The sequence below is a fragment of the Nakamurella lactea DSM 19367 genome (genome assembly GCF_000426645.1).
GTDB classification, from domain to species: domain Bacteria; phylum Actinomycetota; class Actinomycetes; order Mycobacteriales; family Nakamurellaceae; genus Nakamurella; species Nakamurella lactea.
The window spans coordinates 351,863-374,089 of the sequence record NZ_AUFT01000005.1 but is presented as its reverse complement, the minus strand read 5'-3'; the positions used below and the strand labels follow the sequence as shown (position 1 = coordinate 374,089).

Sequence of the window (22,227 nt, the reverse complement as noted above, 5' to 3'; positions counted from 1 at the left end):
CGTCGTGATCAGTGGTGGAAACTCGGGCCCTGACGGACGGCCGGTAGCGGCCCGGTGAGGGCGTCCAGGTAGTGCACCTCGGCTCTGACGTCGGCAAGTAGCGCATCGGCGAGGTCGCGGGACAGCCCATCGCGCACCACGACACGCTGCACCGTCACGTCGGCGAGGTCGTCCGGCATCGGGTACGCGGGCACCAGCCAGCCGTGGGTGCGCAGGCGCTCGGACAGATGGTAGAGGTCCCAGTTGTCGGTGTGCCCGGCCCGCAACCGCCAGGCGAACACCGGAATGTCGGAGCCGTCGTTCCACAGATCGAACGCACCGATCCGGGCGATCCCCTCCGCGAGGTGGCGCGCCACCCGGTGTGAGGTGCCCTGCACGGCCTGGTATCCGGCGCGGCCGAGTCGGAGAAACTGGTAGTACTGCAGCAGTACCTGCGCACCGGGGCGGGAAAAGTTCAGCGCGAACGTGGACATCTCGCCGCCGAGGTAGGACACCTTGAAGACGAGGTCGTCGGGTAGCGCATCGGTGTCACGCCAGACCACCCAGCCGAGTCCGGGGTAGACCAATCCGTACTTGTGGCCAGAGGTGTTGATCGACGCCACCCGCGCGATCTGGAAGTCCCAGACGAGTTCGGGCTGCACGAACGGCGCGATCATCGCGCCCGAGGCACCGTCGACATGGATCTTGACGTCCAGGCCGGTGGCGGCCTGGATCCGGTCGAGTGCCTCCGCGATCTGCAGGACCGGCTCGTACATTCCGGTGTAGGTGACGCCGAGGATCGCGACGACGCCGATGGTGTTCTCGTCGACGTAGCTCTCCAGATCGTGACCGTCGAGCACCTTGTGCTCCTCCGTGATCGGGACGAACCGCGCCTCGACCTCGAAGTAGTTGCAGAACTTCTCCCAGCACACCTGGACCGCGCTGGACATCACCAGGTTGGGTCGCTCGGTACTTTTTCCGGCGGCGCGTCGGGCGTGCTGCCAGCGACGCTTGAGTGCCAGGCCGGCCAGCATGCCGGCCTCGGACGAGCCGATGGTGGAGGTGCCGATCGTGTGCTTCGGGTCGGGCGCGTGCCACAGGTCCGCGAGCATGGTCCGGCACCGGGTCTCGATGGCCGCGGTCGCCGGGTACTCGTCCTTGTCGATCATGTTCTTGTCGGCGGCCTCCGCGTAGAGCCGGCTGGCCTGTGGGTCCATCCAGGTCCCGACGAAGGTCGCAAGGTTCAGGCGTGAGTTGCCGTCGAGCATCGCCTCGTCGTGGACGATCTGGTACGCGGTCTCGGGCAGCGACTCATTGGCGGGCATCGTCAGCCTGGGGAGTGCGGTTGCTTCCCCAGGTCTGGAGAAGACCGGGTTCAGTCCGACACTCTCACTGAGATCCTGTTCGCGGGGTCGGCGCCCGCCTCGACGTGCGGCCATTCCAGGAACCTACCCGGGTTCGAATGCGCCTGCTTGGTCACCGCGGCCGCAACTCGAGCCGCTCTACTCGGGGGCGGCGTCAACCCAGTGCCCGGGGCGCAGCAATGACCATGGCACCCGGGTCCGGGAGTTGCCGTTGGCCCCGTTCAGCTGCAGCTGGTTCAGGAACAGGGCATCGGTCAGGTCGGCGTCGTCCAGCCGGGCATCCCGCAGATGTGCGCCCAGTAGGTCGGCGCGGCTCAGATCGACCCCGCGGAGGTCGGCGGCGATGAGCATCGCCCCGCGCAGCCGCGCCCGACGTAACGGCGTGCCGCGAAGGTCAGCGCCGGCCAGATCCCGGCCGCTCAAATCCCGGCCGGGAGCGGGATTGTCGTCATTCCCGTCCGCAGCCCGCACCAGATCGCTCACCGCGTCCAAGAGCGGCGTGACGTGCGAGTTCAGCGACAGGGTGTCCAGGGCGGCCAGGACCCCGGACGGCTGCCGGGTCAGTTCCTCGAGTTGCTCGGCAGTCTCGTCGATCTCCGACCACAACGGTGCGGCCAGCGGGGTCCGCCGGACAACGGTCAGGTACCAGAGGATCTCGTGCAGGTCGCGCATGGCGTGGAACACCGCGAACATCTCGCTGGCTCCGGCCGGGTCGTCGCGCCAGCTCCGCCCGGCGAGGGTCTGCTGGGTGACCTTCTGCCCGGCTCCGAAACAGTCGAAGCTGGTGCAGCCCTTCATCCCGTCGGCGCGCAGTGTGGCGTGGATCGAACACCTGAAGTCGGCCAGCAGGTTCTTGCATGGAAGGCCGGCCGGCTTGTCGAAGGCGAAGTCCGCCGACCTGCCGAACGCCGGCGCCACGCAGCACCAGGCCACGCACCGGCTGCAGTCCGCGCGGAGCTCCTCCAGTTCGTACACTCACCCAGCATGCACCAGATGCCCGGCATCGCCGGCGACGCCTGCGGATCATCCACTCGACGATGCCGGTCGAGGCGAGCCGTTCGACTCCGGTAGGCAGGTTCAGAAGGTGATCTCCGCGGTGCGACCGCCCACCGCTGCGGTCGGCACGATCATCTTGCCGAGCGGCACCAGCGACACCGGGATCATCTTGAAACTGCCGATGCCCAAAGGAATCCCGATGATGGTGACGCACAGGGCGAGGCCGGTGGTCAGATGACCGATGGCCAACCAAATGCCGGCGAAAACGAACCAGATCACGTTGCCGATCATCGACGGGGCACCGGAGCGGGAATCTTGCACGATGGTCCGGCCGAACGGCCAGAGAGCGAACCCCGCTATCCGGAATGACGCGATACCGAACGGGATGGTGATGATGAAAATGCAGCAGATGATGCCGGCCACCACGTAGGCGATGGCCATCCAGAATCCGCACAGCACCAGCCAGATGATGTTGAGCAGTGTTCGCACGGTGGTTGCCCTTCGGTCGACGGCGCTCCAACAGTTTCGACGCTACCCGCCGGCAGGTACATCCAGGCGGGCCTGACGACGCCGAGTCGGACACGGCCACCGGGCGTACGATGCCACGGCATGAACAGCGCTCCGGCGCCGCTCCGCCGGCCAGCCGAGCCTCGTTGGCGCACCGTCCAGGGGAGTGGCCGTGACAGGTGAATCTGAGCTCGATCCGGACGCCGTTCCGACCTCGTCCGGCCCGATGACGTCGTTCGTCGCCCGGCTCACCGCGACCGCCGCCCGTGCAGCCGGCGTCGCCGACCGATACTGGCCAGGCAGGCTATGGGCCCGGCTGCTGGAGTTGGAGTTCATCGACCGGTCGGTCGCGCTGGCGGCCAAGGCTTTCGTGTCGCTCTTTCCGTTCATCATCGTCATTGCCGCGATCACTCCGGCAAAGGTCCGCGACGATGTCCTCGACGTCCTCGCGCTGCGGTTCGGCATCAGTGGCGATCTGATGGACACTGTGCGGACGGCGTTCGCCTCGCCCACCGAGATCCGTTCGGCATCGGGCATTTTCGGGGTCTTGTTGACCCTGGCGTTCGCCGTTTCGTTCACTACTGCACTGCAGCGAGTGTTCCTGCGGGCCTGGCGCCGTCCGCCGGGCGGCGGCCTGAAGAACAAGGGCCGCGGTGCGCTGTGGATCGCCGGGCTGACGGTGTTCCTGCTGATGATGTCGACCGTGGGCGCACTGCTGGTCGGGTTCAGCGGCGCAGTCCTGCCATGGTTGCTCGGCCTGGCCGGCGGCATGCTGCTGTGGTGGTGGAGCGGCCGGTTGATGACCCGTGGTGAGGTCCGCTGGCGGGCGCTGCTGCCCACCGCGGTGCTCACCGGCATCGGGGGATGGGCCTACACCCTCACCGCTGCGATCTGGATGCCTCGCACCTTGACCAGTCAGTTCAGCCAGTTCGGCCCGTTCGGGATCGCGCTGGCGTTCGTCACCTGGTTCACCGGGTTCTCCTTCATCGTCGTGGTCGCCGGGGCGCTCGGCCCGGTGCTCGCCGAGGGGGACAGCTGGCTCGCCCGGCGCCTTCGGGGTCCGGCGGACTCTGTCCTTGAGGCCGGCGCCCTCCCGCCGTTGCCGCCGCCGCCCCTGCTCAAGACGTTGGCCGGCGCGTTCGCCAAGGGGCAGGTCGCCGTCGTGCCGGTCGGTCACCCCGACGCGGGGCCGGACTCGGCAGAGGTGGTTTCCGAGACGGACCACGACCACAGGGGTAAGACCACGCCGTAGCACGGTGGGGAGGACGCGGCTGGAGGCGCGACAACGGCGCCCCGCGGGGCAGTCCTCGGAGTCGGTCGGTGCGGAGATTACAGTCGGTCGGTCGGTCGCTTGGTTGGCTCGGGAAGGAAATCGCGGATGTCATCTGCTACTGCGGCGTTGCCGCCGGTACTCGAACTGAACTGGGGGACCGTGCGCGGCTGCTCGTTCGCAGAGGTCTTCGAGGTCGCGGGCCGAACCGGTTACCGCCGGGTCACCGTCACCCTCGCCCTGTATCGAGCAGCGCTTGAACGGGCAGGCAGCGACGCCGAGCTGCTGGCGCGGGTGCGTGCTTCCGGGGCCGACGTCGGGTATCTCGACGGCGGCGTGATCCTTCCGGGGATGTCCAACGATCCTGATGCCTTTGCGCGCAGTCAGGACGAGGTGTTCCGCTTCACCGAGACCTACCAGGCCCGGGTGGTGAACGTTCATCACTACGGTGGCAGCGGGGTGGAGTTCGGGGAACTCGTCGACGCGTTGGGGGCGGTGGCGGCCAGGGCCGCGACCGAGGGTGTAGCGCTGGTGACGGAGTTCATCCCCGGCACCGGGATTCCTGATCTCGCAACGGCTGTCGCGCTGGCCGACGCCGTGGGCGCGGCAAATCTGAGCGTCCTGTTCGACACCTGGCACCACTGGCGCAGCGGCGGACGGATGAGCGATCTCGCTGCGCTGCGACCGGGTCTGATCGGAGCGTCCCAGCTCAGCGACATGCCGGCGGAGCGGATCGGGACCTGGCTGCCCGGCGATCCCGAGGCGGCAGAACGCAACGCGCGGATGTACGTGCCGATGACGGGGCGACTGCTGCCCGGCGAGGGTGCCCTGCCACTGCCGGAGGTCGTCTCGTGGTTGCGGACGACCGCGCCGGACGTCCCCCTCGGCGTTGAGATCTTCAGCACCGAACTCGACGCGATGACGCCGGACGATGCGGCAGCGACGGTCGCTGCATCACTTCGCGAAATGCTGGCCTGAACTCCCCTCGAGGACCCGAGCCGCGGCGCGCCTGCTTCGCTCGTGGGGTGACTTCTGGTAATAGGTTCGGGTGAATACTCTTCCCGTTGCCAGCCCGTCAGCCCTCATGGCCGCCGCAGCGCGCGCCGCGCATCCGATCGTCGACTCTGTACCGCACCTGCTTGACGACGATGCCGCCCGCCGACTGTGCGCCGCGGCCGAGCCGTCACCACTGGACTTCCACCGCGCGCACCCCGCCGAACCGGTTCTCGCTGCGGCGCGGCTGTCCGCGGTCACGCGCGCCGCGTATACGGAGAATCGACTTCGCACTTCCGGATTGCGGCAGTACGTGGTCCTCGGTGCCGGCCTGGACACGTCCGGGTTCCGACTGGCCGACGAGTCCTCGACCAAGGTGTGGCACGTCGACCTCCCCGACGTGCTGGCCTGGCGCGCGGCGCTGATGGATCGCGCCGGACTTGAGGATCGCTGCGTGCCGGTCGCGGTGGACCTGGCCGCAGTCGATCCCGTGCCGGAACTCGTCCGGGTCGGCCTCGACCCGGACGAGCCCGTTTTCGTTGCGTGGCTGGGGGTGTCGATGTACCTCGATGCCGCCGCGGTACGTGGCACCCTCGGCGCACTCGGCACCCTGGCCCGGGGATCAGAGCTGGTGTTCGATCACATCGCCGCACCGCCGGAGCGAGACGCGGCGGGTGCGGCCTACGTGGCGGCGGTCGGTGCGGCGCTCGGAGCCGGCGGCGAACCGTGGCGGTGTACGCCGTCGCGGCATGAGGTGCTGCACTGGCTGGAAGCATCCGGATGGACACCGACAGCGGTGTTGGAAGAGGCCGAGACGGTCCCGGCCGACTTCTGGCCCCGGACGGACGCATTGACCCGGAAACAGCTCGTCCGGCTGGCCCACGCCCGGAGATGACACCCTCGTCCGGTCGACGATGACGCCGGAGATCGACGCCGGAAATCGAGATATCGCGACGGCCGCGAACGACGAGAGGTCAAGCTGGTGTCCGGAGGGGGACTTGAACCCCCACGCCCTTGCGGGCACTAGCACCTCAAGCTAGCGCGTCTGCCATTCCGCCACCCGGACAGGGTGCTCCACGCTGGAGCGCGGTGCGAGGACCGAGTTTACTCGATCCTCGCCGGCGTCCCAACCAAGTCACCGACCGACCGCTGCCGCGGGTGGTTGCTCGCCCAGGGTGGATCGGATCCGGGTCTCGCGTCGCCTGCTGACCGGACGTCCGTCCGCGAGCTGCTCGAGCCCGATCAGCACGGCCCCGACGATCGGGGTGATCTGCGGGATCGTCACCGTTGCCCGCGGTGCGTGGTCGGCCAGGAAGGCGGTGATGGGCTCCTGCAGCAGCCGATGGCCGGCGGCCAGCACGCCGCCACCCAGCACCACCACGGTGTCGGTGTCCAGCAACTCCAGGCGGGTGAGCGCCGCCATCGCAAACGCGATCACCTCGTCGGCCTGTCGCCGTACCACCGACAGCGCGATGGCATCGCCGGCGTCGGCCACCTCGAACAGCACCGGGACCAGTTCGTGCAGCCGCGACCGATCGATGGCCCCGACGTGCAGGTCCACGGCGACCTGCTGGGTGGTGCGGTGCCCGAAGTGTCGGGGCACGGCATCGGCCAGCGCGGTCGGAGCGCCGCGACCGTCCTCGGCGCGCATCGCCCAGAACATCGCCTGCTCGGCGAGGGTGCCGCCGCCACCCCAGTCGCCGGTGAAGGTCCCGAGCGCGAGAAAGCGCACCGTCCTGCCGTCCGGTGCGATCCCGACGCAGTTCATCCCGGCCCCGCAGACCACGGTGACGGCGGCGCGCTCGCGGGTGCCGCTGCGCAGCAGCGCGAAGACGTCATTGGTGACATGGACCCGGTCGGCGAGCTGCTGGTCGGAGAACCAGGCGGCGAACTCCTGATCCTCTTCGGGCAGGTCTGAATTCGCCAGGCATGCGGACAGCATCGACGCGCGGGGGAGACCCGCCAGGTCGAGCAGGTCCCTGGCGATCGTCGCCAGACCGCGCAATGCGCGGTCCTTCCCGAGGTGTGGCCGAAATCCGGGACCGCGGAGCCGGGCCAGCACTGACCCGTCGGCAGCCACCAGTGCGCCGTCGGTCTTGGAGTTGCCCCCGTCCAAAGCCAGTACGGTGGCGCCGATGTCGTCAGTCACGTCGTCCACACTCCGGGCTGGGGCGGTGCGCCGATATCTGCAGAAGATAATAGACAGGAAACCTGCCTGTCATATGATAGCCGCTGACTGCCGGGCGCGGCGGGCCGGTTTCTCCCTGCGATCGGCTCGGGTCACCCGCGCGCCGACGTTGCCTGGTCCGCTGCACCGACGCCTTGGAGGAGAACCCGGATGAGGATCACTGTGGTCGGTGGGGGCAGTACCTATACCCCTGAACTGGTCGAGGGTTTCGCCCGGCGGGCCGGTGTGCTCGGGCTCCGGGAACTGGTGCTGTACGACCCGGATCGGGAGCGGTTGGAGATCGTCGGCGGGCTGGCCGGAAGGATCCTGGACCGAGCGGGATTCACCGGCCGGGTCGTCACCTCCACCGACCTCGACGAGTCGGTCCGCGGGGCGGCGGCGGTGCTGATCCAGCTGCGGATCGGCGGGCAGGCGGCCCGGCTGACGGACGAGACCATCCCCAACAAGTTCGGTCTGATCGGCCAGGAGACAACCGGTCCCGGCGGGTTCGCCAAGGCACTGCGGACGGTTCCGGTGGTGCTCGGGATTGCCGAGCGGGTCCGTCGGCTGGCCGGGCCGGGCGCCTGGATCCTTGACTTCACCAATCCGGTCGGCATCGTCACCCGCGCACTGCAGCACGCCGGATACCGGGCCGTCGGGCTGTGCAACGTCGCGATCGGCTTCCAGCGTCGGCTGGCCGGCCAGTTCGGTGTCGAGCCGGAACGGGTGCGGCTCGGACACGCGGGTCTCAATCACTTGTCGTGGATCCGCTCGGTGCGTCTCGACGGGCAGGAACGGCTGCCCTCGTTGCTCGAGGGAGAGTCGCTCACCTCGCTCGCAGCCGAGGTCGGCATGCCGGCCCCGCTGCTGGCGACGCTCCGGGCCATCCCGTCGTACTACCTGCATTACTTCTACTGCACCGATGAGGAGTTCCGCAGCCAGCAGGCACCCGGCCCGCATCGGGCCGAGGAGGTGCTCGCCATCGAGACCGAGTTGCTCCGGATGTACCGGGACCCGACACTGGATCACAAGCCGGAACTGCTCGAACGGCGCGGCGGTGCCTACTACAGCGAGGCGGCCGCCGCGTTGGCCACCAGCCTGCTGACCGGCGACGGCGCGCACCACTACGTCGACATTCGCAATGACGGGGTGATCACCGGCCTACCCGATGATGCTGTCGTCGAAGTGCCTGCGTTGGTCGACACCGCGGGCGTCCATCCGGTCGAGGTGCCGCCGTTGCCACCCGAGATGCTCGGCCTGGTACAGGCGGTGACGTCCTACGAGACCCTCGCGGTCGAGGCCGCCGTCACCGGCGACCGAAAGGTGGCCCTGCGGGCGATGATCAGCCACCCGCTGGTCCGGCAGTGGGAGCTGGCGGAGCCGCTGCTGGACGAGCTGCTGACGGTCAACCGGCAGTACCTGCCGGCGTTCTTCCCGAACGGCTGACGTTCCGGACAGGACAGCGGCGGAAGCGCCCGGCCCTGGCCGGGCGGTGGCACGCCCCGAGCCGGCTCAGGCCGGCGCCGACAGCCGGGCATTCACCAATTGCCAGACCCGTTCGAGACCGGCGGCCAGCGCACCGTCGACCACCGCGTCGTCCCCCAGCGCACTGACCCGAAGCTGCGGAAGGACCGGCGCAATTCGCGTCAGCTGATCGCGAACCGCATCGACGAATCCGTCGGCCCTGCCGACCCCGCCGCCCAGGACGATCAATTCCGGGTCGACCACCGTCACCACAGCGCAGATCGCCTTGGCGACCAGGGCAGCCTCGTCGGCCACCACCTGTTGGGCCCGCGGGTCACCCTTGGCCGCGGCCTCGAACACCCGCCGGGCAGACACCGGCCCGAGCAGGCCGGCCCGGCGGGCTGCGCGGACGATGCCGGCGGCCGAGGCCGACGCTTCCAACGGGCCGCGCCTGCGCGCATCCCTGGATCCCGAGTCCGCCGGCCGGTCGAACGGCAGGTATCCGATTTCACCAGCCGCTCCGTGGGTACCGCGATGCAGCTGCCCGTTGAGCACCAGGCCCATGCCGATACCGGTACCGACCGAGACGAAGCCGAAGCTGTCGACTTCGCGACCGTGCCCGTGTTCCTGTTCGGCGAGCGCCGCGGCGTCGACGTCGTTCTCGAACATCAGCGAAGCACCGAACGCCTCTCGCAGCTCGTGGATGACGCCGGCGTCCCAGCCGGTGAGCGCCCCGGCCAGGGCCAACGTGTCCCGCCTGGCGTCGTGCACACCCGGACTGCCGAGAACAGTTTGACTGACGGCGGCGCGATCAATTCCCGCCTCGGCACAGAGGCTGTCGGCCAACCGGACGAGTTCCGGCACCAATGCGTGGCCGCTGCTGCCGTGGACCCGGACCGAGCCCCTGGCCCGGACCGCACCGGCGAAATCCCCGAGGGCGCCTCGCAGGTACTGCCGCCCGACATCCAGCGCCAGCACGTGCCTGGCCTGCGGGAGCAGCTCGTAGAGCGCCGCCGCCGGGCCGGGCAGCCCGGTCCGGACTCCCGAGGTCCGAATCAGCTCCGCCCGCTCCAAGTTGGTCAGGGCCAACGAGACCGTCGGCTTCGAGAGTTCGCACGCCCGGACCAGATCTGCCCTGGACACCTTGCCCTGCGCCCGGATCCGGGCGAGCACCAGCGTCTCGTTCATGGCGCGGATGGACTGGGGTCGCGCTGGTCGATGCCCGCCCGTACTTGGTCTCACGTATCGCCTCCTGGTGGTGATCCTAGGGTTGCGGGTAGGGATAACGAGAAACCACCTGTCTGGGCCTTGTCAGCGTTTGGTCGATAGGTTACTTTCCTATCGATTAGCCGTCGACCGGCTCCGAGGAGGTTCGATGCGCCTGCCGGTGGTGCTGGGCTTCGACTTCGGTGGCACCAAAATGGCCATCGCGGCCAGCGACCTCGACGGCAACCGGCTGGCCGAGGTGACTGTGCCGACCGTCGCGGAGACCGGGGCGGCCGCGAACCTGCGGCGGGGCATTGATGCGGCCACCGGCCTGCTGGCCAGCCTTGGCCCGAATCAACTGATCGCGGTGGGCGCCTGCACCTTCGGCATCCCCGGAGAGAGCGGGGTCGAGCTGGCCCCGGCCATCCCGGGCTGGGAGCAGCTGCGGTTGCGCAGGGAACTGGGCAGGGCCTTCCGGGGGGCGGCGATCCGGCTGGCCACCGACGTCAAGGCGGCGGCCCTGGCCGAATACGAGAATGGCGCACTGGCCGGGTGCGATCCGGGCATCTACCTCAACCTCGGCACCGGACTGGCGGCGGCCGTGGTGGTGAACGGCACCGTGCTGACCGGACGGAACGGAGCGTCAGGGGAGATCGGCTACAACCTTCGGGCGCTGACCGACGTCGGCCGGGGGCCGGCCGAGCGCAGCCTCCTCGAAGAGGCGGTCAGCGGGATCGCGTTGGGCCGGTTGGCATCTGCGCATGCCGGCGGCGCGGTGACGGCGACCGACGTATTCGCCGGGATCGATCGCGACGAACGGTGGGCGGGCATCGTCACCGCCTTCGTCGGAGAGCTGGCCTTCCACCTGGTGAACCTGGCCATCGCCATCGATCCGGCCCGGATCGTGGTCGGTGGCGGGATGGTCGCCGCCTGGGATCAGCTGTACGCCGATCTCCGGCAGGCTTTGGACGCGGGAGTTCCCTATCCGCCCGAACTGGAACCTGCCCGGTTCCCGTTCGACGCACCGCTGCGCGGCGCTCTCTCGATGGGGTTGGCCGCCGTTCGCCCGCCGGCGGATGCGGCCGGCCCGAGCACCACCACCCTGGCTGACGAACGTGAACTGTGACGGTGTCACCGATCTCGCCGAGATCAGGCGTCACGAGCACCATGAGAAAGGGTCTGGATCCCATGAAACGTGGTAACGGCATCGCCATCCTGATGGCGGTCGGCCTGTGTGCAACCGCCTGCTCCGGAGCCGATAACACCGGAGCAGGCTCGAGTTCCGCACCGTCGGCGGTGGCCGGCAGCACCGCGGGGGCCGCCGGAGCTCCGACCAGTGCGTCGAACGGCGGATCCACCGCTGCGGACACCGGTTCCAACAGCGCGGCCGGACCGACCGGCAGCGGGTCGGGCACGACCGCAACGAGTTCGGCCACCGCCGCGACCCACAAGCAGGGCGGCGAGGTGACGATCGCGAACGTCGCCGGCCAGACCTGGTCGTGCCAGTTCAATCCGTTCAACCCGTCCGTCTATCAGCAGTCCATCGGGTTCGTCTACGAGCCACTGGTGTACGTCAACCTGCTCAAGGACCAGGCGGAGACACCCATGCTCGCGTCCTCGTACACGTGGAGCAAGGACAAGAAGTCCATCGTGTTCGACATCCGGCAGGGAGTGAAATGGAGCGACGGCCAGCCGTTCACCGCCAAGGACGTCGCCTTCACCTTCAACCTGATGAAGAGGTTTCCCGGGACCGATCTCTACTCACTGTGGTCCGGCGCCGGCCTGCAGAGTGCGGAGGCCGCCGGCGATCAGGTGACCCTGACCTTCGCCGGCCCGGCGACCACGTACTTCTTCAACTTCGCCAACCAGGTGGCCATTGTCCCCGAGCACATCTTCTCCACGGGCGCGGCGGCCGAGCACCCGGACACCTGGGCCGATCCGCAGCCGGTCGGCACCGGGCCGTTCATGGTCAGCCCGTGCTCGGCCAACAACATCCAGTACGTCGCCAACCCCAACTACTGGCAGCCGGGCAAGCCCTACATCCAGAAGGTGCAGTATCCGGCATACCTGGACAACGGTCCGGCGAATCTCGACCTGGCCACCGGCAAGGCGCAGTGGGGGAGTCAGTTCATCCCCAGCATCAAGGCCTTCTACCTGGCGAAGTCGCCGGACAACCACAGCTGGTCGCCGCCGGTCAGCAACGTTGCGCTGTACCCGAATCTCGATCCCTCCCATGCGGCCACCAGCAAGCTGGCGGTCCGGCAGGCGATGGCGATGGCGATCGACAGGTCCCAGGTGGCCCTGATCGGTGAAGGCGGCCAGCAGCCTGCGGCCAACCAGAGTGGCATCGTGCTCCCCACCTTCGAGAAGTACTACGACGCCGGTGCCGTCGCGGCGGCCGGCTTCGACAAGCCGAACCCGGCAAAGGCGACCGAGCTGCTGGCGTCCGCCGGGTACTCGCCGTCCAACCCACTGAACCTGTCGGTGATCACGGTGACCGGCTACACCGATTGGGACGCTTCGCTGGCCGTCATCAAGCAGAACCTCGCGCCGATCGGGATCAACCTGACGGTCGAGGATCTCGCTCAGCAGACGTACAACTCCCGGCTCTACACCGGCGATTTCGACCTCGCCTACTACGGTGACGTCGGCGGGCCAACGCCCTTTTACGAGCTTCGACAGGTGTTGTATTCGAAGAACTCCGCACCGATCGGCAAGTCGGCGTCGACCAACTTCGAACGCTATCTGAACCCGGAGGTGGACAAGCTGTTCGACTCGTTCCCGGCCGCCGACGAGGCGGGTCAGGTGGAGATCATCAAGAAGATCGGCGCGGCGATGATCAAGGACGTCCCGGTCATCCCGATCACCGAGAGCGTCGATTGGTTCCAGTACAACACCAAGGACATCGAGGGCTGGCCGACCGAGCAGGATCCGTACGCCCAGCCCGCGGCGTACAACGTCCCGGACACCGGCCAGGTGCTGCTGCACCTGTACTCCAAGTCGGCGCAGTAGGTACGTCGGCGCACCAGCAATGCCGCCGCGGCGGCCCGGGTCAGGAAGGAGACCGACCGTTCCATGCGATATCTGCTGCGTCGTGGCGGCTTCTTCCTGTTGACGCTCTGGGCCGCCCTGACGCTCAACTTCTTCATCCCGCGTTTCATGCCGGGCAGCCCGCTGGACGCACTGCGGATCCGCACCAAGGACAAGTTGTCGACCGAGGCGTTGGCTCAGATGTTGACGGCATTCGGGTTCAAGCCGAACGAGAACATCTTCGTGCAGTACTGGGACTATCTCGGACACATGCTCACCGGGCAGTGGGGTATCTCCATCGGCGGCACCCTCGGCCAACCGGTCAGCGAGATCGTCATGCACGCCCTACCGTGGACACTCGGACTGGTCGGGGTGACCACCGTCATCGCCTTCCTGTTGGGATCGCTGATCGGCGTGCTGGCCGGATGGAGGCGGGGCGGCAAACTCGATTCGGTGCTGCCGCCGATCTTCGTGATCACCTCGGCGCTGCCGTACTTCTGGGTCGGTCTGTTGTTGATCCTGGTCTTCTCGGTATGGACCAATGGGTGGTTGCCGAGTGATTTCAACTACGACACCAGCCTGCAGCCGAGCTTCTCGTGGGAGTTCATCGGCAGCGTGCTACAGCATGCGGTGCTGCCGGCCGCGACCATTCTGATCACCTCGATAGGCGGCTGGATCCTGACCATGCGGAACAACATGATCACCACACTGGCCGAGGACTACGTCCGGATGGGCCGGGCCAAGGGGCTGTCCGGCTGGCGGGTGATGACGACGTACGCCGGGCGCAATGCCTTCCTGCCCAACCTGTCCGGCTTCGCGATGTCTCTGGGTTTCGTCATCTCCGGTTCGATCCTGGTCGAGTACGTCTTCAACTATCCGGGCCTGGGCTACCTGCTCTACAACTCGGTCGTCGGCACCGACTATCCGGTGATGCAGGTGCTGTTCATGCTGTTCACCGTCGCGGTGCTGTTCGCCCTCATCGCCTGCGACGTGGCCATCGCCTGGTTGGACCCGCGGGCCAGGACGGAGGGCTGATCGCCGATGACAGCACTGCTGGTTTCCAATGCCGCGGCCGAGAACGACGACGGTCCGCGGCGGCGCGGCGGTCTGTGGACCTCGTTCCGGCACAGTCGCAAGGCGATGATCGGGCTCGTCATCTTCGCGGTCTTCACCGTTGCCGCGCTCTTTCCCGGCTGGTTCACCTCGGTCGACGATCCGAACGCCCTGCAGTTCGCGCCGGCGCTGCCGCCGTCGTGGGACCACTTGCTGGGCACCACCGCGCTCGGCCAGGACATCTGGGCGCAGCTGGTCTACGGAACCCGCGAGTCGTTGATCATCGCAGTGGTGGCCGGCCTCTTTGCCACCGTGTTGTCGGCCCTGGTCGGTATTTCGGCCGCCTACCTGGGTGGGATCGGCGACGAGGTGCTGTCGATGATCACCCGGATCTTTCTGGTGATACCGACCTTTCCGCTGATCATCATCTTCGCGACCTACGCCGGAAAGGGAACGCTGCTGGTCGTCCTGATCGTGCTGGTCGTCACCGGCTGGTCGTACGGAGCGAACCAACTGCGCGCGCAGACGCTGTCGCTGCGCAACCGGGACTTCCTGGAATCCGCACGGGTGCGCGGCGAACGCCGCTCGTACATCATCGTGGCCGAGGTGCTGCCCACGATGATCTCGTTGCTGGTGGCGAACTTCCTGGGGGCGGCCCTGTATTCAGTGCTGACCGCGGCCGGTCTGCAGTTCCTCGGCCTCGGCAATCCCAACTCGATCAGCTGGGGAACGATGTTGTACTGGTCGCAGAACCAGCAGGCGCTGCAGACCGGTATGCCGTTGTGGTCCATCGCGCCCGGGCTCTGTGTTGCCCTGCTGGGCACGTCCTTCGCGTTGATGAACTACGCCTTCGACGAGATCAGCAATCCGGCCCTGCGGCCCGTGAGGAGACGACGTGCCAGACGCGCCGATACTGCAGGTCACTGATCTCTCGGTGGAGTATGCCGCCGAGCGTCAGGATGTCCGCGCCGTCGACAGCGTCAGCCTGTGGGTGGGCAAGGGCGAGTTCGTCGGTGTGGTCGGCGAGTCCGGTTGCGGAAAATCAACCCTGCTGTTCGCGATCGCCCAGCTGCTCAGTCCGCCGGCATCCATCGTTGCCGGCAGCGTCTCGTTCAACGGGCAGAACCTGGTCACCATGACCGAGAAGCAGCTGAACGTGTTGCGCTGGCGGGATTATTCGGTGGTCATGCAGAGTGCGATGAACGCGCTCAATCCGGTGATCAGCATCGGCGCGCAGTTCCGCGACGCACTGCAGGCGCACGGGCGGTTCTCGGCAGCGGACATCGCCGACCGGTCCGGCGAGGTGCTCGCCCTTGTCGGCATCGATCGCGTACACCTGAAGAGCTACCCGCACCAGCTCAGCGGTGGCATGCGACAGCGGGCGATGATCGCCATGGCGTTGTTGTTCACCCCCGACCTGGTGATCATGGACGAGCCGACCTCGGCCCTGGACGTCGTCGCCCAGCGGTCACTGATGGGCCAGATCCGCGAACTGCAGCGAACGCTCGGGTTCGCGGTGCTGTTCGTCACCCACGACATGTCGTTGGTCTCGCACTACTCCGACCAGTTGCTCGTGATGTACGCCGGCCAGGTGGTCGAGATCGGCCTGACCCGAACGGTTTTCGATACCCCGGCGCACCCCTACAGCCGGGGGCTGCTGGACGCCTTTCCTTCGGTGCGTGGTGAGCGACGCCGGCTGACCGGAATCCCCGGCAGTCCGCCGAGCCTGGGCAGGCCGCCCTCCGGTTGCCGATTCCACGAACGGTGTCCGGTCGCGGAGGCCGAATGCACGACCGAGCAGCCGGAGTTGTACCCGGTCGGTGAGGTCGCCAGCAGGTGTCTGCTGAACCGCCCGCCGGCGGTGAAGGGGTGAGCAGCCAGGAACGGCCGGGTCCGCTGTTGGAGGCGACGGGGCTGACGAAGCACTTCAAGGTCGGCGGCAACCTCGCCCGCAAGACGCTGCACGCGGTGGACGACGTCGACCTGGTGATCAACCCCCGGGAGATCGTTGCGCTGGTCGGCGAGAGCGGCAGCGGAAAGAGCACGGTGGCCAGACTGCTGGCCCGGGTGTACATGCCGACCCGCGGCGAGATCCGCTACCGCGGACAGTCGTTGGCGTCGATGCGATCCCGGCGGCAGAGCATGCGGTACCGCAGCGATGTGCCGATGGTGTTCCAGGATCCGTTCTCCTCGCTCAACCCGGCCTACCCGGTCTCGCACGGGATCAACCGTGGGCTGATCCTGCACCGACCCGAGCTCAGCCGCCCGCAGCGGCGGGCTGAGGCGATCAGGGTGGTGGAGACCGTCGGGCTGCGACCGGCGGCCCACATCCTGGACCGGTTCCCGTACGAACTCAGTGGTGGCCAACGGCAGCGGATCGGGTTCGCCCAGGCGCTGGCCTACCGGCCGACCGTCATCCTGGCCGACGAACCGGTGTCGATGCTCGACGTCTCGATCCGGATCGGACTGCTGAACGTGATGGCCGACCTGCGCGAGCAGGAGGACGTCTCCTTCCTGTACATCACGCACGACATCGCCAGCGCCCGTTACGTTTCGGATCGGCTGCTGGTGATGTATGCCGGGCACATCGTCGAGTCGGGACCGACCGAAGAGGTACTCGCCGCACCGAAACACCCCTACACCCAGCTGCTGCTGTCCGCGGTGCCGGACCCGCGGGCCGGTATCGCCGACGGGCCGATCGACAAGGGCGAGCCGCCACGGGTGGTTGACCCGCTGCCGGGCTGCCGATTCCGCCGCAGGTGCCCGCTGGCGATCGACGCCTGCTCGACCGTGAGCCCCGCGCTGCGTGAACTGTCACCCGGCCATTCGGCTGCCTGCCACGTCGCGCGCTGACCGACGTCGCGGTCGGGAGTTGCCCGTACCGTGGGACACGTCGGGCGTGGCTCCGGCCGGCGAGAGGGGAACGTACAGTGCGGGTGCCCCGGTGGTGGTACGCGATCGCGGCCGCTGTCACGATCGGCTGCGGCTTGGCGTCCCGGCAGTGGCCGGCGATCCCGGCCTGGGTGGGCGATCTGCTGTGGGCGACGATGGTCTTCTTCATTGTTTCCGCGGCCGCGCCCGGGATGCCGCGGGCCGGCCGGGCGTTGCTGACCATTGCCGTCAGCTTCCTGGTCGAGTTCTCCCAGCTGTACCGGGCCGGGTGGATCGACCGGATCCGCGACACGACGCCCGGTCATCTGGTGCTCGGACAAGGGTTTGCCTGGACCGACCTGGTGGCCTATGTCGCCGGCGTGCTGGTCGCCGTCCTGGTCGATCTTGGCCTTCGGACCCGTACCCGCCGGCGGCGGTCAGGCCGCGACCAGCCAGCGGGCGACCGCGTCCGAAATCGGTAGCCCGGCAGCGGTCTCGTACCACGGGAAGCCGGGCGACGGATTCACCTCGAAGCACACAACGCGGCCGTCGGGACACAGCTTCAGGTCGATGCCGGCGAACGGCAGATCGAGGTCGGCGGCCAGTGCGACGCAGCGCTCGGCCCATTCATCGGGCAGGTCCCAACGCTGCAGGGTGGCATCCTGGCCGACCTGCGCCCGGGCGTATCGGTAGTCGACCGCGGTGCTCCCGACGATCGCCGGATACACCTCACCCCCGATCACGTGCACCCGGACGTCCGGCCCGTCGATCCGCTCCTGGAACTGCACCGGGCACCAGCGCAGCCGGTTCAGGCGGGACCGGTCGGCGGCCGGATCGAAGACGGTGACGATCGAACGGATACCACTGGTCGACTTGTAGACCACGCCGTCGTGCCGGTCCGCGAAATCCAGCGCCTCCTCGGCCGAATCGGTCACCAGCGTCTCCGGGACGGCAAATCCGTGCCGGGCGATGAGCTGCGCCTGGAACGGCTTGGACATGTTCGAGCCCATGGCGGACAACCGATTCGCGACCCGATACGGCCCGTCGGCGGCGACCTCGGTGAAGGCGATCAACGCGTCGTGCACGGCGCGGGCGTGCCGGACCTGCGCGGCCTCGCCGGGCAGCTGCCGCAGCCGGGGCGACAGCTCCGGCTCGACCGGACGGACGTACACCCCGCTGAGCTGCTGCCAGGGCACCGCACGGCCCTGGATCCGCAACCCGCCCGAGAGCCGCCCAGCGGGATCGACGGCGAGCGAGACCTCGACGCCGTCCGCCTCCGGTGGTACCGATACGCAATCGGCACCGTTGGCCCGGAGCGCCTCGGTGATCATCCGCACCGGCGATTCGGACGGCACGCCCCAGACCAGCACGGTCATCACGCCACCGCCGTCCGGGCCGGTGTCAGCGTTGCCAGCAGGGTCCGGCGACCATCCCGGCCGAGGCCACCGAGCGCGGGCAGCGGCGTCAGCCCGGCGAACACCCAGTGGTCGCCGCGCACCGCGAAGTCCACCCCGACCAGGTCGGCGTCGGCGCCGATGGCGCACAGCAGCCCGACGACCCCCGCCCCCGGGTCGGCCGGAATCCCGTCCGACAGCACCATGCCGTCCAGACAGACGACCTGTCTTGCCCGCGCGCCGGGTCCGGCAGCGGCGAACGCGGCGGCCGCCAGATCGGGCTGCGCAGCGGCGGTGTCGCTGCCGTACCGCAGATCGGGGCACTCCAGCCCCGCTGCCTGCGCCGCGACAACGGCGCGCAGCGGATGCGGGGCCGGGCCGGCCAGACAGCTCGCGGTCGGCCGGTTCCGCACCGGACACTCGAACCCACTGAGCCAGCTGATGGTGAAGGCGAACAGTTCCGCCGTCGCATAGTCGCGCTCGACCGCCGTGGCCCGTCGCCAGGCCGATGCCGGCGGTTCGATCAGCCGGTTGAGCACACCCGAGACCTGCTCGTCGTTGATCGGTGGCAGGCCGAGCGCCTCGATCTCGGTGCGGACCGAGATCGGAGCGCCCGACCCGCGCACGGGGCTGACGATCCGATGAGATCGCCGACCGGCGAACGACAATGCCTCGGCCGTCAGGATTCGACACCCGGTGCCCTCGGCCGTCGCCCGGTGGGCGAAGGCGAGGGCATCGAGGTCGTCCAGCGGACACAGGATCAGCAGCATGACGATCAGGCCATCGGCCCGTCGAACTCGGCCTTGGCGGCGGCCGCCTCGGTCACCTGGTTCTCCAGTTCGGCGCGCAGTGCCTGCAGCTCGTCCGGACCGGGTTCTGCCTCCCCGGAGAACGCGGAGCTGCTCAGGTCCGGGCGCTGATCCTGGTCGATGAAACTCGTCAGCGCGGCGAGCTGTTGCTCGATGGCCCCCAACCGGTCGTCCACCGAACGTCCGCCTTCGACCGGGCCAGGATCGCCCGGCCGACCCGGCTTCGGGATCTCGATGTCGCGGATGTCCTTGAGCATCTTGCCCTCGAGCACCCGCTCCTTGATCACGTCCTTGCGCAGTTCCTTGGCGAACTCCTTGTGCTCCTTGATCAGATCCTTGCGCTCCTTGAGCAGTTCCTTGTCCTTGATGATGTCCTTGCGGCCGTCCTTGAAGTCCTTCAGCAGGGCCTTTCCGACCAGCATCGAGACGTTGAGCTCGGACAGCACCGAAGCGATCGGATTGGCCACCGTGCCGGCCCCGGCGCCGGCGAACAGCAGACCGACCACGTAACCCGAGCCGTCGACGATCACCGAGCCGGAATCGCCGTGATCGGAGAACATTGCGTTCTTGGTGGTGTCCGCTGCGATGCTCACCTGGTCCGTCAACTGCTTGACGCCGATGCCATCGCCGTAGTCGACGTTCACCGTCAGCGACAGTCCGTCGACCGAGCCGTAGGTCAGACCCGTTGTGCGGCCGCGCTTGCGAACCGCCATCCCGAGCGTCGCGGTCTTGGTGCCCTTGACGGTGCCGATCTCGGCCACCTCGGCCGAGTTTGCCCGACCGGAGTCGATGGAAACCACCGAGCCGTCGACGTGGCCGGACAGTACGGCGCGGACGATGCCGCCGAATTCGTCGCCGGGCACCACGCCGGTGTCGATGCGGCTCGGCTGCACCATCCGGTTGCCGACGGCCCAGGACGAGTCGACACAGGCGACGTGGAAGTTGGTGAGCGCCGCGTGCTGGTTGTTGGTGTTGTCGACGACGATCGCACCGAGCGTGCCGGCGAAGATCGAGCCGCCGATCACCCGGCTCGGTCCCATGCTGATCCCGCCCTGCAGGGTCGGGTAGTGATTGGTGTCCACCGCCTGGACGCCGACGTCCAGCGGCTCGGAGACGACCTGGAGCTGGTAGGCGCGTTCCAGTACATCGGTGACTACGCCGTCGATCTCGGCCGGAACCTTTTCGGCGGCCGGCACCCGGGTCTTCTTCTCCTCGACGTGCACCCTGATCGCCAACTGGTCGGTCTGCACCCCGCCGACCACCTTGTACCCGACGTCGACCCCGGTGACGCCGGGCCGACCCAGGTACTGCTGCTCGACCTGCTGCTTGATCGCGATCAGCTCGTCCAATGTTGACATGACAACTCCCTTCTGAGCGTCAGCTGATGCCAGCGCATGATGCCTGTGAGAGCGAGCGCCGACGGCGTTGGATACGTCCCCGTCACCGGTTCACCCGTCCGCCGTCACGCACCGCCGGACAACGGGCTCACACTGGGTCCATGACGATGTCGTACGAGCAGGCAGTGGATGTCCAACGGCGCCATGAGCAGCGGCTGATCGCCCTCCCGGGAGTGTCCGCGGTGGGGGTCAAGATGCGTGACGGTGTACCCGTTCTGGCGGTGACGGTCGACCAGGACGTCGAGCCCCCGGCCGAGTTGACCGCGGGGCAGATCGACGGTCTGGACGTGGTGGTCGAACGGGGCCGGTACCGACTTCAGTGAGCTGCGGGCCGGAACCGGCGCCCGGCACGACCCGGTGACGCCGGCCGTTACTGCGTGCGAGCCGACAGCCCGCTGTTGGAGTAGTAGACGATCGAAGCGCTGCCGTTGCCCGCGGCGATGCCGACGTTGCCGGTCCGGATGCCGGTGACGGCGCCGCCGGTCCATCGTCCGGCGGAGCGCTCCACGACGTAGATCTTGCCCTGCAGGTTGACCGCCTCGTAGCTGACGAACACCTTTCCCGCAGCCGCGGCGATCCGTGGGTTGTATCCGTGGTTGCTGAAGGTTCGGGTGACCCACGAGCCGCTGGTGTTGTCGCCGGCATTGATCACGCCGTCCCTGGTCCAGCTGAGATAGAACCGGCCGCCGGACCCGGCAATGTCCGGCATGTTGTTGTGGGTGCCGCTGGTCGCCAGCACCTTGGTGACCCAGCCGGCCCCGGTGTTCCTGCCGACCCACAGATCGGCGGCGCCGAGGTCGGCGGTGTAGCGGCTCCAGGCCATTTCCAGCCGGCCGCCGGAGTAGGCCAGGCTCGGCTCCAGGTCCTGGGCAGCGCTGCTGGTGATCCGCGTCCGGTGCTGGGTCCCCAACAACGTCCTGGCCTGGAACAGCTCCGCCTGGGAGCCGACCGTTTCGTGCCAGACCGCCCACCACTTGCCCTGCGAGGCAACCAGATCGCCGGATGTGTAGGCCGCCAGCGAGGTGGACAGCACGGTCACCGCGCTGAACGACCCGGCGTCGCTGACCTTGGCGATCTTCAACGACTTCGCCTGTTGGTACAGGATGTAGAGGGACGTCGATCCGTCCCAGGCGGCGGCGATCAGCTGCCCGGTGTAAGGACTGTGCCGAACGGTTTTGACGCCGCCCTGGTACCAGAAGATGCTGATCGGGCTGTCTGCCTCGGCGTTACAGGTGAAGGCGCCGCGGACGGTGCCGTTCACCGAGTCCGACGTCTCGGCGGTGCCGAAGGCGCAGCTGGCGCCGACGATCGATGTCGGTCCGCTGAACGGTTCCATCGCAGCGGCCGGGATCACTGCGATCACCGCGGCCGTGGCAGCCGCCAGCAGCGTGAGCGAGAACCGGGACAGGCAACGGCGAATCGTCATTCTCATTACTCCGATCGATGCGAGCGCCGGCCACCCGATGCAGCACGACGCTTGTCAGAGGCCGGTCGGCGGGGGACAGATACGGCGCGATGGTGGTGGGCGAGCGGGCGACTGCCACGGCGAAGAGTTCGACCGGCAGACACCGACCGTGTCCGCCGAGCCGGCGATGGTCCTGCTTGCACCCCGAATGGCCTATATGAAACGCCATTCCATTTGGCTACTGTTCGGGGCGATACGGAACAACCGTCACGATTCGGAGCGGCATCTGCTGCCGATCATCGCACTCAACCGGTAACTCTCG

Annotated in this window: 22 protein-coding genes and 1 tRNA gene; 13 read left to right on the top strand and 10 right to left on the bottom strand. The window is 68.1% G+C overall.

Features of this window, described 5'->3' with window-relative positions:
* Positions 1-8 precede the first annotated feature (8 nt).
* From K340_RS0104920 to K340_RS0104910, 3 genes are all read right to left on the bottom strand, one after another.
* Positions 9-1,418: a glutamate decarboxylase gene (locus K340_RS0104920; protein ID WP_029135903.1), complete on the bottom strand. Its 1,410-nt coding sequence runs from the start codon at positions 1,416-1,418 to the stop codon at positions 9-11.
* Between the two features lie 63 nt (positions 1,419-1,481).
* Positions 1,482-2,318 carry a pentapeptide repeat-containing protein gene (locus tag K340_RS0104915; RefSeq protein ID WP_029135902.1) on the bottom strand — a complete coding sequence of 279 codons (837 nt, stop codon included), beginning with the start codon at positions 2,316-2,318 and terminating at the stop codon, positions 1,482-1,484.
* A gap of 102 nt (positions 2,319-2,420) precedes the next feature.
* Positions 2,421-2,828 carry a YccF domain-containing protein gene (locus tag K340_RS0104910; protein WP_029135901.1) on the bottom strand — a complete coding sequence of 136 codons (408 nt, stop codon included), beginning with the start codon at positions 2,826-2,828 and terminating at the stop codon, positions 2,421-2,423.
* Between the two features lie 190 nt (positions 2,829-3,018).
* Here K340_RS0104910 and K340_RS0104905 point away from each other — a divergent pair, with 190 nt between their 5' ends.
* The 3 genes from K340_RS0104905 (at position 3,019) to K340_RS0104895 (ending at position 6,004) form a co-directional block, all read left to right on the top strand.
* On the top strand, positions 3,019-4,098 hold the full coding sequence (locus tag K340_RS0104905) for a YhjD/YihY/BrkB family envelope integrity protein (protein ID WP_154674080.1): 1,080 nt from the start codon (positions 3,019-3,021) through the stop codon (positions 4,096-4,098).
* 126 nt (positions 4,099-4,224) lie between these two features.
* On the top strand, positions 4,225-5,094 hold the full coding sequence (locus tag K340_RS33850; protein WP_051265081.1) for a sugar phosphate isomerase/epimerase family protein: 870 nt from the start codon (positions 4,225-4,227) through the stop codon (positions 5,092-5,094).
* A 106-nt stretch (positions 5,095-5,200) separates the two neighbouring features.
* Positions 5,201-6,004, top strand: coding sequence for a class I SAM-dependent methyltransferase (locus K340_RS0104895; protein ID WP_037362677.1), 804 nt, complete (start codon positions 5,201-5,203; stop codon positions 6,002-6,004).
* 85 nt (positions 6,005-6,089) lie between these two features.
* Here the strand turns inward: K340_RS0104895 and K340_RS0104890 are convergent.
* Both K340_RS0104890 and K340_RS27530 read right to left on the bottom strand, forming a co-directional pair.
* Positions 6,090-6,175: transfer RNA gene (locus K340_RS0104890), tRNA-Leu, on the bottom strand.
* Between the two features lie 69 nt (positions 6,176-6,244).
* The gene (locus K340_RS27530) at positions 6,245-7,258 is read right to left on the bottom strand and encodes an N-acetylglucosamine kinase (protein ID WP_211229265.1); all 1,014 of its coding nucleotides are present in this window, start codon (positions 7,256-7,258) and stop codon (positions 6,245-6,247) included.
* 189 nt (positions 7,259-7,447) lie between these two features.
* Here K340_RS27530 and K340_RS0104880 point away from each other — a divergent pair, with 189 nt between their 5' ends.
* Positions 7,448-8,722, top strand: coding sequence for a 6-phospho-beta-glucosidase (locus K340_RS0104880; RefSeq protein WP_029135898.1), 1,275 nt, complete (start codon positions 7,448-7,450; stop codon positions 8,720-8,722).
* Positions 8,723-8,788: 66 nt separating this feature from the next.
* Here the strand turns inward: K340_RS0104880 and K340_RS27525 are convergent, their stop codons facing one another.
* On the bottom strand, positions 8,789-9,928 hold the full coding sequence (locus K340_RS27525; RefSeq protein ID WP_051265079.1) for an ROK family transcriptional regulator: 1,140 nt from the start codon (positions 9,926-9,928) through the stop codon (positions 8,789-8,791).
* Positions 9,929-10,115: 187 nt separating this feature from the next.
* On the opposite strand from K340_RS27525, the gene K340_RS0104870 reads away from it, so the two are divergent.
* The 7 genes from K340_RS0104870 to K340_RS27515 all read left to right on the top strand — a co-directional run bounded on the left by K340_RS0104870 (position 10,116) and on the right by K340_RS27515 (position 17,382).
* Positions 10,116-11,072 carry an ROK family protein gene (locus K340_RS0104870; protein WP_029135897.1) on the top strand — a complete coding sequence of 319 codons (957 nt, stop codon included), beginning with the start codon at positions 10,116-10,118 and terminating at the stop codon, positions 11,070-11,072.
* A gap of 62 nt (positions 11,073-11,134) precedes the next feature.
* Positions 11,135-12,958, top strand: coding sequence for an ABC transporter substrate-binding protein (locus K340_RS0104865; RefSeq protein WP_029135896.1), 1,824 nt, complete (start codon positions 11,135-11,137; stop codon positions 12,956-12,958).
* Positions 12,959-13,021: 63 nt separating this feature from the next.
* Positions 13,022-14,011, top strand: a complete 990-nt coding sequence (locus K340_RS0104860; RefSeq protein ID WP_029135895.1) for an ABC transporter permease — start codon at positions 13,022-13,024, stop codon at positions 14,009-14,011.
* A gap of 6 nt (positions 14,012-14,017) precedes the next feature.
* Positions 14,018-14,956 (top strand): ABC transporter permease, encoded by a 939-nt coding sequence (locus K340_RS27520; protein ID WP_051265077.1) that lies wholly within the window; start codon positions 14,018-14,020, stop codon positions 14,954-14,956.
* Positions 14,925-15,902: an ABC transporter ATP-binding protein gene (locus tag K340_RS0104850; protein WP_037362673.1), complete on the top strand. Its 978-nt coding sequence runs from the start codon at positions 14,925-14,927 to the stop codon at positions 15,900-15,902. Before K340_RS27520 ends, K340_RS0104850 begins: the two co-directional genes overlap by 32 nt.
* Complete coding sequence (locus tag K340_RS0104845) at positions 15,899-16,882, top strand: ABC transporter ATP-binding protein (RefSeq protein WP_029135893.1); 984 nt, start codon at positions 15,899-15,901, stop codon at positions 16,880-16,882. Before K340_RS0104850 ends, K340_RS0104845 begins: the two co-directional genes overlap by 4 nt.
* 83 nt (positions 16,883-16,965) lie before the next feature.
* Positions 16,966-17,382 carry a ribosomal maturation YjgA family protein gene (locus K340_RS27515; protein ID WP_211229264.1) on the top strand — a complete coding sequence of 139 codons (417 nt, stop codon included), beginning with the start codon at positions 16,966-16,968 and terminating at the stop codon, positions 17,380-17,382.
* On the opposite strand, the gene K340_RS0104835 is transcribed toward K340_RS27515, so the two are convergent.
* The 3 genes from K340_RS0104835 to K340_RS27510 are packed head-to-tail and all read right to left on the bottom strand — an operon-like array spanning position 17,338 to position 20,461.
* Positions 17,338-18,276 carry an ATP-grasp domain-containing protein gene (locus tag K340_RS0104835; RefSeq protein WP_029135892.1) on the bottom strand — a complete coding sequence of 313 codons (939 nt, stop codon included), beginning with the start codon at positions 18,274-18,276 and terminating at the stop codon, positions 17,338-17,340. The two genes, K340_RS27515 and K340_RS0104835, sit on opposite strands and share 45 nt — an antisense overlap.
* A complete protein-coding gene (locus K340_RS0104830) occupies positions 18,276-19,064 on the bottom strand; it encodes a hypothetical protein (RefSeq protein ID WP_029135891.1) in 789 nt (262 codons plus the stop codon). The genes K340_RS0104835 and K340_RS0104830 overlap by 1 nt, the downstream gene beginning before the upstream one ends.
* A gap of 5 nt (positions 19,065-19,069) precedes the next feature.
* Positions 19,070-20,461: a chymotrypsin family serine protease gene (locus K340_RS27510; RefSeq protein WP_051265073.1), complete on the bottom strand. Its 1,392-nt coding sequence runs from the start codon at positions 20,459-20,461 to the stop codon at positions 19,070-19,072.
* A 140-nt stretch (positions 20,462-20,601) separates the two neighbouring features.
* Here K340_RS27510 and K340_RS0104820 point away from each other — a divergent pair, with 140 nt between their 5' ends.
* A complete protein-coding gene (locus tag K340_RS0104820) occupies positions 20,602-20,823 on the top strand; it encodes a hypothetical protein (RefSeq protein ID WP_029135890.1) in 222 nt (73 codons plus the stop codon).
* Between the two features lie 47 nt (positions 20,824-20,870).
* Here the strand turns inward: K340_RS0104820 and K340_RS0104815 are convergent, their stop codons facing one another.
* Complete coding sequence (locus K340_RS0104815; RefSeq protein ID WP_154674079.1) at positions 20,871-21,761, bottom strand: hypothetical protein; 891 nt, start codon at positions 21,759-21,761, stop codon at positions 20,871-20,873.
* On the opposite strand from K340_RS0104815, the gene K340_RS35695 reads away from it, so the two are divergent.
* Positions 21,751-22,221: a hypothetical protein gene (locus K340_RS35695; protein WP_154674078.1), complete on the top strand. Its 471-nt coding sequence runs from the start codon at positions 21,751-21,753 to the stop codon at positions 22,219-22,221. The genes K340_RS0104815 and K340_RS35695 overlap by 11 nt on opposite strands.
* Positions 22,222-22,227: the final 6 nt, after the last annotated feature.

Coding starts and splice junctions, on each gene's coding strand:
- K340_RS0104920 (WP_029135903.1), bottom strand. CDS start 1,418: ATGGCCGCACGTCGAGGCGGGCGCCGACCCCGCGAACAGGATCTCAGT.
- K340_RS33850 (WP_051265081.1), top strand. CDS start 4,225: ATGTCATCTGCTACTGCGGCGTTGCCGCCGGTACTCGAACTGAACTGG.
- K340_RS0104895 (WP_037362677.1), top strand. CDS start 5,201: ATGGCCGCCGCAGCGCGCGCCGCGCATCCGATCGTCGACTCTGTACCG.
- K340_RS0104880 (WP_029135898.1), top strand. CDS start 7,448: ATGAGGATCACTGTGGTCGGTGGGGGCAGTACCTATACCCCTGAACTG.
- K340_RS27525 (WP_051265079.1), bottom strand. CDS start 9,928: ATGAACGAGACGCTGGTGCTCGCCCGGATCCGGGCGCAGGGCAAGGTG.
- K340_RS0104870 (WP_029135897.1), top strand. CDS start 10,116: ATGCGCCTGCCGGTGGTGCTGGGCTTCGACTTCGGTGGCACCAAAATG.
- K340_RS0104865 (WP_029135896.1), top strand. CDS start 11,135: ATGAAACGTGGTAACGGCATCGCCATCCTGATGGCGGTCGGCCTGTGT.
- K340_RS0104860 (WP_029135895.1), top strand. CDS start 13,022: ATGCGATATCTGCTGCGTCGTGGCGGCTTCTTCCTGTTGACGCTCTGG.
- K340_RS27520 (WP_051265077.1), top strand. CDS start 14,018: ATGACAGCACTGCTGGTTTCCAATGCCGCGGCCGAGAACGACGACGGT.
- K340_RS0104835 (WP_029135892.1), bottom strand. CDS start 18,276: ATGACCGTGCTGGTCTGGGGCGTGCCGTCCGAATCGCCGGTGCGGATG.
- K340_RS0104830 (WP_029135891.1), bottom strand. CDS start 19,064: ATGCTGCTGATCCTGTGTCCGCTGGACGACCTCGATGCCCTCGCCTTC.
- K340_RS27510 (WP_051265073.1), bottom strand. CDS start 20,461: ATGTCAACATTGGACGAGCTGATCGCGATCAAGCAGCAGGTCGAGCAG.
- K340_RS0104820 (WP_029135890.1), top strand. CDS start 20,602: ATGACGATGTCGTACGAGCAGGCAGTGGATGTCCAACGGCGCCATGAG.